Origin of the sequence: Zemynaea arenosa, from assembly GCF_004614185.1 — a bacterium.
GTDB classification, from domain to species: domain Bacteria; phylum Pseudomonadota; class Gammaproteobacteria; order Burkholderiales; family Burkholderiaceae_D; genus Telluria; species Telluria arenosa.
In genome coordinates, this window is sequence record NZ_SPVF01000128.1 from 25,976 (window position 1) to 40,630 (window position 14,655).

At 67.2% G+C, this 14,655-nt stretch carries 18 protein-coding genes and 1 pseudogene; 13 read left to right on the forward strand and 6 right to left on the reverse strand.

Annotated features, from left to right (window positions below; all coding sequences use genetic code 11):
- The first annotated feature begins 196 nt into the window (after nucleotides 1-196).
- On the forward strand, nucleotides 197-499 hold the full coding sequence (locus E4L96_RS09825; RefSeq protein WP_135207034.1) for a YciI-like protein: 303 nt from the start codon (nucleotides 197-199) through the stop codon (nucleotides 497-499).
- 12 nt (nucleotides 500-511) lie between these two features.
- Here the strand turns inward: E4L96_RS09825 and E4L96_RS09830 are convergent, their stop codons facing one another.
- Nucleotides 512-1,483, reverse strand: a complete 972-nt coding sequence (locus E4L96_RS09830; RefSeq protein ID WP_135207035.1) for an amidohydrolase family protein — start codon at nucleotides 1,481-1,483, stop codon at nucleotides 512-514.
- A gap of 137 nt (nucleotides 1,484-1,620) precedes the next feature.
- Between E4L96_RS09830 and E4L96_RS09835 the strand changes: the two genes are divergently transcribed.
- From E4L96_RS09835 to E4L96_RS09865, 7 genes and pseudogenes are all read left to right on the forward strand, one after another.
- A complete protein-coding gene (locus E4L96_RS09835; RefSeq protein WP_135207036.1) occupies nucleotides 1,621-2,001 on the forward strand; it encodes a translational machinery protein in 381 nt (126 codons plus the stop codon).
- Nucleotides 2,002-2,059: 58 nt separating this feature from the next.
- Nucleotides 2,060-3,022 carry a tetratricopeptide repeat protein gene (locus tag E4L96_RS09840; RefSeq protein WP_135207037.1) on the forward strand — a complete coding sequence of 321 codons (963 nt, stop codon included), beginning with the start codon at nucleotides 2,060-2,062 and terminating at the stop codon, nucleotides 3,020-3,022.
- Nucleotides 3,023-3,134: 112 nt separating this feature from the next.
- Nucleotides 3,135-4,511, forward strand: a complete 1,377-nt coding sequence (locus tag E4L96_RS09845) for an MFS transporter (RefSeq protein WP_135207038.1) — start codon at nucleotides 3,135-3,137, stop codon at nucleotides 4,509-4,511.
- A 138-nt stretch (nucleotides 4,512-4,649) separates the two neighbouring features.
- A complete protein-coding gene (locus E4L96_RS09850) occupies nucleotides 4,650-5,504 on the forward strand; it encodes a MaoC/PaaZ C-terminal domain-containing protein (RefSeq protein ID WP_135207039.1) in 855 nt (284 codons plus the stop codon).
- Between the two features lie 10 nt (nucleotides 5,505-5,514).
- A pseudogene (locus tag E4L96_RS09855) lies at nucleotides 5,515-6,291 on the forward strand (penicillin-binding transpeptidase domain-containing protein).
- 72 nt (nucleotides 6,292-6,363) lie between these two features.
- The gene (locus E4L96_RS09860) at nucleotides 6,364-6,768 is read left to right on the forward strand and encodes a VOC family protein (RefSeq protein ID WP_135207040.1); all 405 of its coding nucleotides are present in this window, start codon (nucleotides 6,364-6,366) and stop codon (nucleotides 6,766-6,768) included.
- Between the two features lie 62 nt (nucleotides 6,769-6,830).
- Nucleotides 6,831-7,139, forward strand: a complete 309-nt coding sequence (locus E4L96_RS09865) for a hypothetical protein (protein ID WP_135207041.1) — start codon at nucleotides 6,831-6,833, stop codon at nucleotides 7,137-7,139.
- Here E4L96_RS09865 and E4L96_RS09870 read toward each other — a convergent pair.
- Nucleotides 7,099-8,439: a GMC family oxidoreductase N-terminal domain-containing protein gene (locus E4L96_RS09870; protein WP_135207042.1), complete on the reverse strand. Its 1,341-nt coding sequence runs from the start codon at nucleotides 8,437-8,439 to the stop codon at nucleotides 7,099-7,101. The two genes, E4L96_RS09865 and E4L96_RS09870, sit on opposite strands and share 41 nt — an antisense overlap.
- Before the next feature lie 391 nt (nucleotides 8,440-8,830).
- Between E4L96_RS09870 and E4L96_RS09875 the strand changes: the two genes are divergently transcribed.
- The 4 genes from E4L96_RS09875 (at nucleotide 8,831) to E4L96_RS09890 (ending at nucleotide 11,114) form a co-directional block, all read left to right on the forward strand.
- A complete protein-coding gene (locus E4L96_RS09875) occupies nucleotides 8,831-9,295 on the forward strand; it encodes a hypothetical protein (protein WP_135207043.1) in 465 nt (154 codons plus the stop codon).
- Nucleotides 9,296-9,313: 18 nt separating this feature from the next.
- Nucleotides 9,314-10,231 carry a DUF2145 domain-containing protein gene (locus E4L96_RS09880; RefSeq protein WP_135207044.1) on the forward strand — a complete coding sequence of 306 codons (918 nt, stop codon included), beginning with the start codon at nucleotides 9,314-9,316 and terminating at the stop codon, nucleotides 10,229-10,231.
- Nucleotides 10,232-10,303: 72 nt separating this feature from the next.
- Nucleotides 10,304-10,627: an ArsR/SmtB family transcription factor gene (locus E4L96_RS09885; RefSeq protein WP_135207045.1), complete on the forward strand. Its 324-nt coding sequence runs from the start codon at nucleotides 10,304-10,306 to the stop codon at nucleotides 10,625-10,627.
- Nucleotides 10,628-10,649: 22 nt separating this feature from the next.
- On the forward strand, nucleotides 10,650-11,114 hold the full coding sequence (locus E4L96_RS09890; RefSeq protein WP_370660737.1) for an SRPBCC family protein: 465 nt from the start codon (nucleotides 10,650-10,652) through the stop codon (nucleotides 11,112-11,114).
- A 67-nt stretch (nucleotides 11,115-11,181) separates the two neighbouring features.
- On the opposite strand, the gene E4L96_RS09895 is transcribed toward E4L96_RS09890, so the two are convergent.
- The 4 genes from E4L96_RS09895 to E4L96_RS09910 all read right to left on the reverse strand — a co-directional run bounded on the left by E4L96_RS09895 (nucleotide 11,182) and on the right by E4L96_RS09910 (nucleotide 14,137).
- Entirely contained in the window at nucleotides 11,182-11,910 is a 729-nt protein-coding gene (locus E4L96_RS09895) for a LamG-like jellyroll fold domain-containing protein (protein ID WP_135207119.1), read from the reverse strand.
- A gap of 125 nt (nucleotides 11,911-12,035) precedes the next feature.
- Nucleotides 12,036-13,046 carry a helix-turn-helix transcriptional regulator gene (locus E4L96_RS09900; RefSeq protein WP_135207046.1) on the reverse strand — a complete coding sequence of 337 codons (1,011 nt, stop codon included), beginning with the start codon at nucleotides 13,044-13,046 and terminating at the stop codon, nucleotides 12,036-12,038.
- A 114-nt stretch (nucleotides 13,047-13,160) separates the two neighbouring features.
- Nucleotides 13,161-13,928, reverse strand: a complete 768-nt coding sequence (gene map / locus E4L96_RS09905; RefSeq protein ID WP_135207047.1) for a type I methionyl aminopeptidase — start codon at nucleotides 13,926-13,928, stop codon at nucleotides 13,161-13,163.
- Nucleotides 13,925-14,137 (reverse strand): ParD-like family protein, encoded by a 213-nt coding sequence (locus tag E4L96_RS09910; RefSeq protein WP_135207048.1) that lies wholly within the window; start codon nucleotides 14,135-14,137, stop codon nucleotides 13,925-13,927. Before E4L96_RS09910 ends, map begins: the two co-directional genes overlap by 4 nt.
- A gap of 106 nt (nucleotides 14,138-14,243) precedes the next feature.
- Between E4L96_RS09910 and E4L96_RS09915 the strand changes: the two genes are divergently transcribed.
- Nucleotides 14,244-14,654, forward strand: coding sequence for a MarR family winged helix-turn-helix transcriptional regulator (locus E4L96_RS09915; protein ID WP_135207049.1), 411 nt, complete (start codon nucleotides 14,244-14,246; stop codon nucleotides 14,652-14,654).
- Nucleotide 14,655 lies beyond the last annotated feature (1 nt).

Sequence of the window (14,655 nt, forward strand, 5' to 3'; positions counted from 1 at the left end):
TGAATCAACGAGTTATGAGAGAGCGCTTTCCAGCTCGTCAATGCAAGTTCGGTGCCACGCTGCGAATAGTGTTTGACTTCAGTCACCTAGCCAAGAAGGCGCACGTTTGATTCATGATAAATGTTAAGTTTTCCGACACAACCGTATGGCGCGACCAAGCTGCTACCATGGGTCTTTTCGTTGGAAGAATGCCACCATGCACTACGCCCTGTTCTACGATTACGCACCCGATTACCTGGCCCGCCGCGCCGAGTTCCGCAACGCGCACCTGAAGCTGGCCTGGGCCTCGCACGCGCGTGGCGAATTCCAGCTGGGCGGCGTGCTGGCCGAGCCGGTCGATGGTGCCCTGCTGGTGTTCCGGGCCGAGACGCCCCAGGTGGTGGAGGACTTCGTGAAGGCCGATCCGTACGTGGCGAACGGCCTGGTGACGGGCTGGCGCATCCGCCCATGGATGACCGTGGCCGGCAGTGGCGCCGACCAGCCGGTCTATCCGGACTAACCTGCGCGCCGCTTACTTCGAAAAATAATCCGGAACGTTGCGCGCGATCTGGGTGAACTCGCGCGGCGTCAGCGGCAGGGCCATGAAAGCGGCCCAGGACTCGCGCGGCCGCAGGTTGTCGCCCTGCGCGGAGTCGGTCCCATACAGCACGCGCTCCGTGCCCACCTGGCGAATCAGCTTGACCACCAGCTGCGCGGCGGGTTTGTCGATATCGCGGCTGACGATGCTGGCCACGTCGAACACCAGGTGACGCGTGCGCGGGTCGCGGCGCTCCACCGCATCGGCCAGCACGGCCATCGCCTCGCGCGCGGGCGGATCGTCGTAGCCAGGGCCGGTGCCGGCGAAGTGCGCCACCTGCACCGTCACATCCGGCGCCGCGGGCAGGATCTTCTCGAGGAAGGTGCGCGCCTGCGCGGCGCCGTAGGGCCGCTTCTGGCTCAGGCTCGCGCGCATGTGGATGACGATCGCCATGTGCTTCGCATTCGCTGCGGCGAACACCTGGTACAGGCGTGCCACGTGCACCGGATTATCGAACTGCACATCCGAGTTCCCAACATGGAGCTTGATTCCGTACTTGAGGCCCGGATGGTTCGCGCAGCGGTTCAGCTCTTCGATCGCATAGTCCTTCAGCGGATTGAAGCTGCAGAAGGCGATCAGGCGGCCCGGGAACAGCGCGGCCTGTGCGGCCGTCCAGTCATTCTCGGCACGCACGCGGGCGTATTCATTGTCCACCTGGCGGGTCGGCTTGCCGTACATGTAGGCGGTGGACAGCAGCACCGCCTTGCGGATGCCTGCCGCATCGAGCAGCGGCACCAGGCCGCGCGCATCGAGCGCGTGCAGGCCGGAGTCGGGGCCCAGCATCGCCAGCAGCGGCTCGCTGAACACGTGCTGATGATAGTCGCCGTCCGGCACCGTCTGGGCCGCGGCCGCAGCGGCCAGCACCAGGCCCGCCACCATGGCGGCGCAGCGCGCGATCACATGCATATCTGTCTCCCTGTTTTATGGAAGTGCAGTGTACCGGGTTCGCCCCGCGCAAGTCGGCTTGACTTGACCGGCGTCAAATATTTTCCACACTCGACAGCGTAGCCTTTGCACATCGTCAACCCGCAAAGGATCAAATCATGCAATTCAACCATGTCGTCGTCTGGCTCGACCACCATGAGGCCCACCTGATCGGCTTCAACCGCGAGGCATCGGAAACCAGCGTCGTGAAGTCCGGGCTGGACACCCACAAGGTCCACACCAAGAAGAGCCGCAGCGACGGCGACACGGCCCACTATTTTGACGAAGTGGTGGGCGGCGTGAAGAACGCATTGTCGGTCCTGGTGGTCGGCCCCGGCCTGGAAAAACTGCGGCTGCTGAAGTATGTCCTCAAGCACCATCCGCAGCAGTCGGACAAGATCGTCGGCGTGGAAACCGTGGACCATCCAAGCGATGCCCAGCTGCTCTCCTTCGCCCGCAAATACTTCAAGCGCGTGGACAATATGCAGGCTGAGTATTGACTTTTCGATCAGCGTCCTTATCTTCAGTGGCAAATCGTCACCCCCATGAGGACGCATCATGACAACACGAAAGATTCTGCAGGCCTGCATGCTGTCGGCGGCACTGGTTGCCAGTGCCTGCGTGTACGCGGCCTCCCCCACTGTCGACCAGGTCTACCAGGCCGCCAAGGCTGGCCGCTACACGGACGCGCAGACCATGATGGACCAGGTGCTCAAGGAGCACCCCAACAGCGGCCGTGCGCACTACGTGCAAGCGGAGCTGCTGGCCAAGCAGGGCCAGTACGACCGCGCGCGGGAAGAACTGGCCACCGCCGAACGCCTCGCTCCGGGCCTGCCCTTCGCCAAGGCCGCCTCGGTGCAGGGGCTGCGCACGCGCCTCAACGGCACCTCGACCGTGGAGTCGCCGGTGGCACCGGCCGGCACGCCGACCGTGCAATCGGGCCTGCCCGCCGCGCAGTACGGGCCGGACCAGTATTCGGCGCCCCGCGAGCAGCGCAGCAGCGGCGGAGGTGGTGGTGGTTTCGGCTTCATGCCCATCGTCTTCATCCTGGTGATCGCGGGTGTGGCCTTCTTCATGCTGCGCGGCCTGCGCCGCCGAAACAACCAGCAGCAGGCGGGCTACCCGGGCGGCTACGGCAACCAGGGGCTGAACGGCGGCTTCGGCAACAACGGCCAGAACTACCCGGGCAATCCAGGGAACTACGGCTACGGCCAGCAGCCGATGGCGCCGGGCTATCCGCCGCAAGGCTCGGGCCTCGGTTCACGCATCGCGGGCGGGCTCGCGACCGGCGCGGCACTGGGCGCGGGCATGGTGGCCGGGGAAGCGATCGCGCGCCAATTCTCGCATCGCGATGAAGGGGGTCACAATGCGGCCTCCAACGCCGGCAGCGATTCCATGGGCCTCACGCCCATCCAGCCGGACAACTTCGACATGGGCGGCAACGACTTCGGCCTGAACGACAGCTCGTCGTGGGACGACAGCGGCGGCGGCGGGGGCGGCGGGGACGACGACTGGACCTGAGCCTTTCGAGCATCAATACTGGCCTCCCGCGCGGAGGCCTTTTCGTTTCCGGCGTCCCTCTGCGAGGCGCGCCGAAATCGTGTAAGGTGCGGCTCCACCAGCAAGGAACCGCATGTCTTCGTCCCATCCAGACGGACTTCCCACCCCGCGCCGCTACGTGGCCATGGCCGCGATCGTGGCCGGCATCGCGCTCGCGGTGCTGGACGGGGCCATCGCCAACGTCGCCCTCCCCACCATTTCGCAAGCCCTCGGCGTGTCGCCCGCGCGCTCGGTGTGGGTCGTCACCAGCTACCAGATGGCGCTCGTGATGGCGCTGCTGCCTTGCGCCGCGATCGGCGAGAGCCTCGGCTTCCGCCGCGTCTTTATGGGCGGGGTGCTCGTGTTCACGCTGGCCTCCGCGGCGTGCGCGTTCGCGCCGACCCTCAATGTCCTGATCGTGGCGCGCTTCTTCCAGGGGCTCGGCGGGGCGGCCGTGATGGCGCCGATTGCGGGGCTGATCCGACAGACGTATCCGATGCGCCAGCTCGGCACCGCCATCGGCTACAACGCGCTGACGGTGGCCTTGTCCGGCGCGGCCGGGCCCACGCTGGGAGCGGCCATCCTTTCAGTGGCCAGCTGGCCGTGGCTGTTCGTGGTCAACCTGCCAGTGGGCGCCTTGGTCCTGCTGGCGTCGCGCGCGCTGCCGCAGGCCCCCGTGTCGAAGCGCGAGATCGACGTGGTCAGCGTGGTTCTCAACTGCCTGCTGTTCGGGCCTCTCGTCATCGGCGTCGATTTGCTGATCTCAGATCCCCTTTTGGGTTGCGGGCTGCTGGCCGTCGCCGTGGCGAGCCTGGTGCTGCTGGTGAAGCGCGAACTGCCGCTGCCGGCGCCCCTGATTCCGCTGGACCTGCTGCGGCGCCCCGCGATCCGCGTGTCGGCGCTGGCATCGGTGAGCTGCTTTACGGGGCAGATGGCGAGCTATGTCGCCCTGCCCTTCTACCTCCAGCACGCGCTCGGGCTGTCGGCCTTCCAGACGGGCCTTTACATGACGGCGTGGCCGCTGACCGTGGCGCTGGCAGCGCCGTTCGCGGGGCGCCTGTCGGACCGCTTCTCGACGGCGTGGTTGTGCGCCTTCGGCGGCATCTGCCTGGGCGTGGGACTGGCGCTGCTGGCCGCGTGGCCTTTCGGGCACAACATGCTGCCCTTCGTGATCTTCGCGATGATCTGCGGACTGGGCTTCGGCATGTTCCAGACGCCGAACAACCGCAACCTGCTGCTGTCCGCGCCGCGCGAGCGCAGTGGCGCAGCAGGTGGCCTGCAGAGCACTGCGCGCCTGGTGGGGCAGACGGCGGGCGCGATCATCGTCGCGCTGCTGCTGACCGTCCTGCCGACCGATTCCGCGCCGCGGGTCAGCCTCGGCATCGCGTCCGTGCTGGCGATTGTCGCAGGCCTGATCAGCATGCGCCGCGCGGGCGCAGCTCAGGCGCCCGGGACGACGGCGGGGGCGTAGACGCCGGTCCACTCCGGCGGCACGCGGCACTCTCGGTACGCGAGGTCCAGGCGGCGCGGCGCAGATCCCGGCAGCCCGCCGCAACGTCTCCGGTGCGGGGTATGCCAGAATGGTGGTTTCGACTCCGCGCCGCCCAACATGACCGCATCGACGCCTGCCCTGCCCGTGCTGAACTTGGCCACGCTGATTGCGGTGGCGTTCAAGAAGACCATGCCCGCGGCGGCGGATGGGGCGTCGTTCGAGAGCCGCTACGAGCTGGCGGCGGTGGATGCAACCAGCATCGACCGCTATGCCGAACATCTGGGCTTTATTCACGGTGCGCTGCCGGTCACCTGGTACTACCTTCCCGTACAGCGCGCGCATTTGGCGACGCTGCTCGCGCAGCCGGTGTCGTTCCGGCTTGCGGGCATCATCCACACCGAAAACGAGATTGTCGAACATGCGCGACCGCAGCTCGGCAGGCCGCTGCTCCTGGCGACGCAAGTACGCGTGGAGCCACCCACCGCCAGCGGCGCCATCTACTGCACCCTGCGCACCGACGGCGAACAGGATGGCACGCCGGTCTTCACCTGCACCAGCCGCTACCTCGTCAAGCGCGGGCAGCGCAGCGGCGCGCATGCACCGCGCGAACCCATCGCGCTGGACGGACCGGAGCTGGCGAACTGGGAGCTCACGCCAGCAAGCGGCCGCCGGTACGCCGCCGTCTCCAGCGACTGGAACCCCATCCACCTGAGCGGCTGGACGGCCCGCCTGATGGGCCTCCCCGCCCCGATCATTCACGGCATGCACTCAGTGGGCAAGGCGTGCGCGGAACTGGAGCGCGCCAGCGGCCAGCGCGTGACCCGCATCGCAGCCCGCTTCCTCGCCCTGGTACCACTTGGCGTGCACGCCAGCCTGCACGCGGACCTGGACAGCGGCACCTGGACCATCGCGGCGAACGGCCGCTGCGCCGTCGCCGGCACATTCGGATCGCGCGTCGTCCCTGCGCACTGACAAGGACCCTATGAAACGCCTGCTGCTCCCCACCCTGCTCGCACTCGCAACCGCCCTCGCCCGCCCCGCATCGGCCGGCGAAATCTGCCTGGCCGTCGCGGACGTTCGCACCGGCCAGGTCCTCCTGCAGCGCGGCGACTGCAGTACGCGTATCACTCCGGCCTCCACCTTCAAGATCGCCATCAGCTTGATGGGCTACGACTCCGGATTCCTCAAGGACGAACACACACCGCGCCTGCCTTGGCGCGCGGGCTATGTCGACTGGAAGCCTTCCTGGCGCGAGCCGACCGACCCGGCCCGCTGGATCAGGGAATCGGTGGTCTGGTATTCGCAGGAGGTTACCCGGGCGCTCGGGCCGGACCGCCTGGCGGCCTACACCCGCCAGTTCGGCTACGGGAACGCCGACGTCTCCGGCGACGCGCAGCACGATGGGCTGACCCTGTCCTGGATCGGCTCCTCGCTCAAGATATCGCCGCTGGAGCAGCTGGCCTTCCTCGGTAAACTGGTCAACCGCCAGTTGGGCGTGAGCGAGCGCGCCTACGGGATGACGGCCGCACTGACCCGCATCGGCAACGCACCGGCCGGGTGAGACATGCACGCCAAGACCGGCGCTTCATCCGGCTACGGCTGGTTCGTGGGCTGGGCCACGCAGTCCGGTCGCACGGTGGCTTTCGCGCGTCTGGTGCGCAACGACGCCTCAAAGCTGGAAGGCATGTCCGATGGCGAGTGGTCCCGCGAGGGCCTGCTGCGCGAATTTCCCACCTTGATTCCACCGTTGCTGAAATAATCGCGCCCAGTTGTCGATTCCTGGATAGCCCGTTCGTCGTAGCCTGACAAACCCACCAAAAAGGAGAACACCATGAACAAGCAGATCTTCGTCAACCTCCCCGTCCGCGACCTGGACAAGTCGAAGGCCTTTTTCACCGCGCTGGGCTACACCTTCAACCCGCAATTCACCAATGAACACGGGGCGGCGATGGTGATCAACGACGGCAGCATCTACGCCATGCTGTTGACCGAAGACTTCTTCCGCACCTTTACCAGCAAGCCGCTGGTGCGGGCGCAGGAGGCTACCGAAGTGCTGGTCTGCCTCTCGTGCGACAGCCGCGAGGAAGTCGACAGCCTGGTCGCCAAGGCCGTGGCAGCGGGCGGCACCACCCCGCGCGCTCCGCAGGACCACGGCTTCATGTACGGCCATGGCTTCGAAGACCTGGATGGACATATCTGGGAACTGGTCTACATGTCCGGCATGCCGCCGCAGTAATCCGGACTGCGGCCGTCGGCAAGCAGACGCCATCGGACCACCTTTGTGGTTACGATGGCCGCATGACCGACGACAAAGACAAGATCGACCACGCCATGAAAGAGGTGGAGCGCGAGGTGCCCGGCAAGGCCAAGCGCTTCATCGCGTGGGCCCGCTCGGACCGCGCGCGCAAGGTGCGCGTGCCACTCGCCATGTCGCTGATCGGCGTGGGTATCTTCTTTCCGTATATGCCCGTCGTGGGCATCGAGGATGTGCCGATCGGCCTCCTGCTGCTGTCCTACGACCTGCCCTTCCTGCGCGCGCCGATGGCGGCGCTGGTGCTCAAGCTGGTCAAGTTCTGGCGCCGCTTGAAGGTGTGGTGGAAGACATAGCTTCGCGCACTCCATAAGCGGCCATGGCCTGGCCCAGCCGCGTGCCGAGGCACAGCAGCGTGAGCGTCGGCGGCAGGCCCCAGGGCGCGGGCAGCACTGAGGCATCGCACACATACAGGCCACGCGTCGGCGTCTGCAAGTCCGCATCCACCGCCTGCCCGATCTGCAGCCCTCCGCCGGGGTGCGCCGCGAAGTGCCAGCTCTTGAAGATGTGGCGCGCGCCCGCGTGGCGCAGGATCTCGCGCGCGGTGCGGATGCCGTCCGCGAATCTGGCGCGGTCGGCGGCGGTGAGCGTCTTGTCCGCCCAGCGCGGGCCGATGCCGCCGCCCGCGTCGTCGCGGATCTTGACCATCACGCTCAGGGTGCGCGCGTGTGCGAACAGGCGGTCCACGCGGCCCACCTGTGCGGCGAAGGCTTGGTACATGGGCTTGGGCAGCGTCAGATCGGAGAACGTCAGGCCGCGCTCCGGCATGCTCATGCCGAACGCCATCGGGACTTCGGCGCCGCCGTCGATGTCGTCGACCGTGCCCATGACCGCGACCACCGGGTCGCTGAAAAATGGCACGCTGCGCGGCGCGAGGCCTGATGCGTGCAGGATGCGCGGGCTGCCGATGCCGCCGGCGGCCAGCACCACCTGCGCGGCCTTGAGCTCCACGCGCTTGCCATCAAGGATGGCTTCGACGCCGGTGGCGCGGCCGCCCTCCGCCAGCACGCGGGTCACGCGCGCATGGTCGGCCAGGTGCGCGCCGTGGCGCTGGGCCTCTTCCACCCAGTCGCGCGCCGTCCACTTGGCGCCGTAAGGACAGCCGTAGACGCAGCGCCAGCAACCGGTGCGGCAGCTTTGCGGGCGGATCATCTTGTCCAGCTTTGCCCATGGCAGGCCGCTGGCGCGGGCGCCTTCCGCGATGCGCTGGGCCATGGGGCCGATGAGTTCATCCGGCAGCGGGCTGACGGGCAGGTTCGCGCGCACGCCGGCCAGCGTGCTTTCGAGGTCGACGCCAAGGGCCGCGAAGCGGGTGAGCGGGGGCGCGGCGGCGGTGGCAAAGTTCAGGGTCGAGCTGCCGCCGACCGTCATGCCACGCACCAGCAGCGACGCGTCGCGGTGGAAGAAAGCGCCCTTGCCCGGCACCGCCGCCATGGCCGCCATTTGCGTGAGCGTGCCGGTGACCGGTGCCGCGCTGCCCTCCTCCAGCATCAGCACCGCCGCCCCGGCACGGGCCAGCGCACGCGCAGCGCTGGCCCCACCGGGGCCGGTGCCGACGACGATCGCGTCGTAACGAGAACGGAAGGAGGAAGTCATGGCGTGGACTGCACATTCAAAGCGGGCCATGCTACCACGCCGCCTCCGGCCGCTGGAATGGGCACAGCACGGCGCACCTGAGCCACCAGCGCCGCATCAGCAGCATCCCACTGCCGCTCGGAAGACATTTCAAACCGGGGACGTACCCCGACCGGTTTGGACGCCTGCCCGAGCCGTGGCGCTGGCGCGCTCCAGGGCGGGCCGCATAGGCAGCGCCCGACCGTCGCTCGGATAAGATTTCAAACGGGGGACGTACCCCGACCGGTTTGGGCAGCTGACTGAACCGTAGGGCGGGTGGCTCGGCCGTCTGGTCGAACGCCGGGCGCCGGGGTCCGCGCGGCTGGCTGTACAATGGGCGTTCCAACTGTTTGTGCATGAAAATAGGTCCCTCATGATCAGCTCCCGTCTTTCCCGCGTTCTCGGCCCCGGCCTGCTGGCCGCCGCGTGCGCGCTCCCGGCCCATGCGGACAGCGTGGCCTCGTCGGCTTCCAGCGCCGGTTCGGCGTCGTCGGCCAGCGTGTCTGACTCGATCGGCGGCTCCAGCAACAGCTCCAGCGGCGACCGCCGCGTGGCCGGTGGCCAGTACCGCGTGATCGACATCGCGCAGGCGCCCGGCAAGGCCGGCAAGACGCGCCTGACCCTGCGCGCAGTGGCCGAAGGCCCGGTGCGCGAGTTCTTCCTGGACCTGCCCGAGCGGGCGCTGACCGAACGCGCGGTGGCCAAGGGCGCCGTGGTGCAGGTGAACGAACGCGCCTACGGCTACGAGTTCGCGCATGCGGACACCCAGCGCCCGTTCTTCCTCGCGCTGCACGACGACTGGTACCGCGAACTGGCGTCGCGCCCCGTCACCATCTGACGTCCTGACGTTCTTCTGATGGTCTCCCGGCTGCTGCTGGCCGCGCTCCTGCTGCTGGCCAGCGTGGGCGCGCGGGCCGGGATGCTCACCTTCTGCGAGCGCCCCCACGACATCACCGCGGCGGACCAGGACCGCGTGCTGCGCTTCGCGGCCGCGGTCAAGCAAGAGCTGGAGCGCTCCGGTGCGCGCGTGGCGATCGTGTCGCGCGCGGGACTGGACCTGAGCCGCTTCAATCTCCTTTATTCCCACGCCGGCATCGCCTTCAAGGACAATCCCGGCGGACCGTGGTCGGTGCGCCAGCTGTACTACGCCTGCGATGAGTCCCGCCCGCGCATCTTCGACCAGGGCATGTCCGGCTTTGCGCTGGGCGCGGAGGCGCCCGCCAGCGGCCACGTGTCGCTGGTGCTGCTGCCGGAAGCCGAAAGCGCGGACCTCGCCCAGGCGGCGCTGGACAACCGGCTCGCCCTCGCCCTGCTCGCGGGCCGCTACAGCGCCAACGCCTACGCCTATTCCACGCGCTACCAGAACTGTAACCAGTGGGTGGCGGAGCTGCTGGCCTGGGCTTGGAGCCACGCCGATGCGCGCGAGGATGGGCGCATGCCTGCGCCGGACGCCGCGCGCACGCACGCGCAGGCCTGGCTGCGCGCGCAGGGCTATGTCGCCGGCCCGGTCAAGATCCCCGCGCACTGGATGATGTTCGCGGGCCAGTTCGTGCCGCTCGTGCATGTGGACGATCATCCGCTGGACGATGTGTATGCGCTGTCGCTGCAGGTCAGCGTGCCCGCCGCCATCGAGGCCTTCGTGCGGCGCCAGGTGCCGCAGGCGCAGCGCGTGGAGCTGTGCCACGACACCACCCGCATCGTGGTGCACCGCGGCTGGGAACCGCTGGGCGTGGCGTGCCAGCCGCTGCCCGGCGACGACATCATTCCCCTTTAATCCGGTCGCGCTTGACTTACTCATAACTCGCGGGTTATATTTCATCCCATAACTGGCCAGTTATGGATGCAAATGGAAACCTCTCAAGACCTTCTCTTCAGAACACTCGCCGACCCGACCCGCCGGGCGCTCTTCGAACGCCTGTGCCGCGAGGGCGAACAGACGGTGGCCGCGCTGACGGCGCAAGCCGCTGTGTCGCAACCGGCCGTGTCCAAGCACCTGGCCGTCCTCAAGCAGGCCGGGCTGGTCCTGGACCGGCACGAAGGGCGGCAGACGCACTACAGTGCCCAGCTCGCGGCCCTGGCGCCGCTGGTGGACTGGACGAAACAGATGACCAGCTTCTGGGAACGCAAGTTCGACGACCTGGACGATCTGCTGAGAAGGATGGACCAATGACCCTCACGCAAAGGATGGCACCATGATGGACACCGCAACCGCAGCCGCACACCCCACCGCTTCCGACGTCCGCACGGTCGTCGTCGAACGCGACTTCGCCCACCCGGCCGACAAGCTCTGGCGCGCCCTCACCCAGCCGCACCTGATCGAGGAGTGGCTGATGAAGAACGACTTCGCGCCGCAGGTGGGCCACCGCTTCAACCTGAGCATGACGCCACAGCCCGGCATGGACATCGTGATCGACTGCGAGGTGCTGGCCATCGAGCCGGGCAAGACGCTGGCCTACACCTGGAACCACCCGCACCAGGACCCGGCCTTCGACGTGCACACCACGGTCACCTTCACGCTCACGCCGACGGCGGGAGGTACCCACCTGCGCATGGAGCAGCAAGGCTTCCGCCCCGAGCAGAAGCAGGCCATCGCGGGCGCCAACTACGGCTGGCAGAACTTCTACGGCAAGCTGGAGCAGGTGCTGGCGCAAGGCTGAGCTGTGCGGCCGTAAAAAAGCCGCCGGCCCTGCGCGGGTCCGGCGGCGGTGCACTCGCGGCGGCGGGTCAAGCGGCGCGGCGGCGGCGCAGGACGCCAAGGGCGCCGAGGCCACCCAGCAGCAGGGCCACGGAACCAGGTTCCGGCAGGTCGGCCGGCACCTGCGGATTGCCCGGCACGGCGCCGGGCAGGTTGTACACCTCGTTCCCGGTCAGCACGTTATCGTAGATGCGGATGTAGTCCACCCAGCCCTTCGGCGATTCACTGGACTTGGCGCCGTCCTCGAAGAACGAGACCAGGCGCGTGCCTGGATTGGCGTAGCCATTGGCGGCGTCCTCGATGCTGGCGGCCAGGTTGCCGTTCACGTACATGCGGAAGATCGACTGCGCATCGCGGGTCAGCGTCAGGCGGGTCGGGGTGCTCAGCGAGATGTTGCCGCCGGTATGGGTGTTCGGATACAGGCGGAAGGTGCCGGTAGCGGCATTGCCGCTGGCGTACAGTCCGTAGTCCGAGCTGCGCGGATCGAAGAAGTTCATGATCCGCTTGTAGCTGCCCAGCTCGTCGAACTGGAAGGCCATGTCGATCGAATAGACCGGGCCGATCTGGTACTGCAGGTGCAGGCCCTGGTCGTTCGCCAGGTTGTAATGCTGATAGTCCAGCACGCCGGAACCGGTCAGGGCGAGGCCACCCAACGTGTCATTCAGATTGCCGTTCAGCTCGTATTGGTGGACCAGGCCGGCGTGGCTGTCCAGGGCGGTGAGCATGGTCGCCGCGGCCAGCATCGTCTTCAACTTCATGTGCGCTTCCTTATCTAGTTCGAAACTTTGTTATCAAAGAATGAACGGATGATAAGAGCGCAAGAGTGTGTATTCCATCCCCTCAAGAGGGGTGACAGAAATGCATACGATAAATACGGATGCGCCTAGCGCAACTGTTCCAGCAGCCCCGCCTCGGACGAGCAGCCGAACTTTTCGTAGACCGCCTTCACGCAATCGCGCATCACGGCCTCGCTGACGTCGACGCGCGCGCGGGCCGCCTCGCGGCTGCCGCCCACGCCCATCCAGAAGGCGACCTCGGCTTGCTGCGGCGACAGTTCCACCGAACCCAGCGCCCGCCAGATGCGCAGCGGCAGCGGCACCACGAATTTCATGAACACGCCCACCGTCTGGTCCGCAGCTTGCGGGCTGACCGGGCGCGGCGCCCCGGCCGCGCTCATCCACTGGGCGCGCGCTTCCAGCACGCCGCCCGGCATCGGCAAGCGGCCCAGCGGCAGCAGCCAGGGGTAGCGGTCGCCATGGACGATGGACTCGGCCAGCCGCATGCAGAACGGCGGCAGGGTGCGGCGGTCAAACCGCTGGCGCTCCTGCACGGCGAGCTGGTCCAACAGGGCGCCGGCGGCGTCGCTCAAGTACAGGATCTGGCCGTCGCCGGTGGCCAGCAGCATGGCCTCGTCCTCGACGATGCCGTTGGCACCTCCCTCGAGCTCGCCCGCGTTGACCAGCGTGTGCACGAAATAGTTGGCCACGCGGCGCAGGTCTTCCTCGTCCGCCTCCTCGAAGGGGTCGGCCTGGTCGCGGTAGAGGGTGATGTCGCCGTAGTGCAGCCCGCCGCTTTCGAGCGGCGCGGTGATCGACTGCGGGCTGCCGCGGTGGATCGCGGACGGCGCGTCGGCGTGATCGCTGAAGTAGTAGGCCTGCGGCGGCGGCACCACGTTGAGCAGCACGGCGTCCTGTTCGGCGTGCGGCGCCGCGGCGGGCACCGGACGGCCGGTCTTCGAGCCGGGTTCAGCCCGCAGGGCGAGGTGGGACGAGGTGTTGGGGATCAGTTCGCGGACCAGCAGAAACGCGTCCTGCGCGACCGTCATCAGTTCGAGACCCGCAGAACACAGAATCCGCAAACGCGCCCACTGACGGCTGTTCTTCTTTCGGGCCATGTGTTGCGTGCTCAACCATGCATATTGGAGTCAGGGATACTGAGGTGCAGAGGGGCGATTGTCAAGCCGTAACATTGTTGTCGCTACAATTGTCTCGTCCCCGCCGCACTTCGTTCACGCTGGCTTGCGTTCGCCCGGCCGCAATGTCAGCACCTGCACGCCGCTACGCGTGACGGCCACCGTGTGCTCGAACTGGGCCGACAGCTTGCCGTCCTTGGTCACCACGGTCCAGCCGTCGTCCTCGGTGCGCACCGCGTGGCCGCCCTGGTTGATCATCGGCTCGATGGTGAAGACCATGCCCTCCTTCAGTACCTGGCCGGTGTTGGCGCGGCCCCAGTGCAGCACCTGCGGCGGCTCGTGCATCTCGCGGCCGATGCCGTGGCCGCAGTACTCGCGCACCACGGTGTAGCCGCTGCGCTGCGCGTGGCGTTCGATGGCAAAGCCGATGTCGCCCAGCCGCGCGCCGGGCTTCACGGCCTGGATGCCCTTCCACATCGCCTCGTAGGTCACCTGTACCAGGCGTTTGGCGGACGGTGACACCTCGCCGACCAGGTAGGTCTTGCTCGAGTCGGCGATGAAGCCGTGCTTCTCCAGCGTGATGTCGAAGTTGACGATGTCGCCGTTCTGCAGGATGTCGGTGGGCGATGGCACGCCGTGGCACACCACGTGGTTGGGCGAGGAGTTGAGCGCGAACGCGAAGCCGTACTGGCCCTTGCTGGCGGGGCGCGCCTTCAGCTCATTGACGATGTAGTCCTCGACCAGGTTGTTCACCTCCAGCGTCGATTTGCCGATCAAGTCCTGCTGGTCCAGGTGCGCGAACACGCTCGCCAGCAGACGGCCCGCTTCGGCCATCAGCGCGATTTCTTCCGCAGTCTTGATCATGCTGGCGCCAGTCTCGCTATGTGGGCGTCGACCCCGGCCTTCTTCAATTCGCGCGTGAGGACCTCGTTGTAGCTCAGCGTCGGGTTCAATTCGCACAGCATGCCGATCTTGATCCAGAACGCCGCCTGTGCGTTAATCGACCGGCATTCCACCGCGCTGGCCTTGCGGATCTGGTCGTGCAGCTCGTCTTCGATATTCACGATGCCCATGCGGGTATCTCCTCTTCATTCCATATACGTTCCATATATGGAATATATAGGGAATGTATCGCCCGAGGCAAGCTGTATTTATATCACGTTGTGATATAGTCGCAGGATGACCAAAACTCCTCTTCACAAAACGGACTTCGAACAGCTCTCCGAATTCCGCTACCAGATCCGCCGCTTCGAGCGCTTTTCCGAGAAGGCCGCGCAGGCCGAAGGCATCACGCCTCTCCAATACCTGCTGCTGCTGCACGTGAAGGGCTTCCCCGGCCGCGCCTGGGCCACCATCGGCGAACTGGCCGAGCGGCTGCAGGCGCAGCACCATGGCGTGGTCGCGCTGGTGTCGCGCTGCGAGGCGGCCGGCCTGGTCGAACGCCGCGCCAGCCGGGAGGACGCGCGCCGCGTCGAGATCCATCTGCTGCCCGCGGGCGAGAGTGTGCTCGTGCACTTGGCCGACCTGCACCGCCGCGAGCTGAATTCGCTGCGCGGCCACTTCAACGTGCCCTTCATCGGAGAGGAGTGAG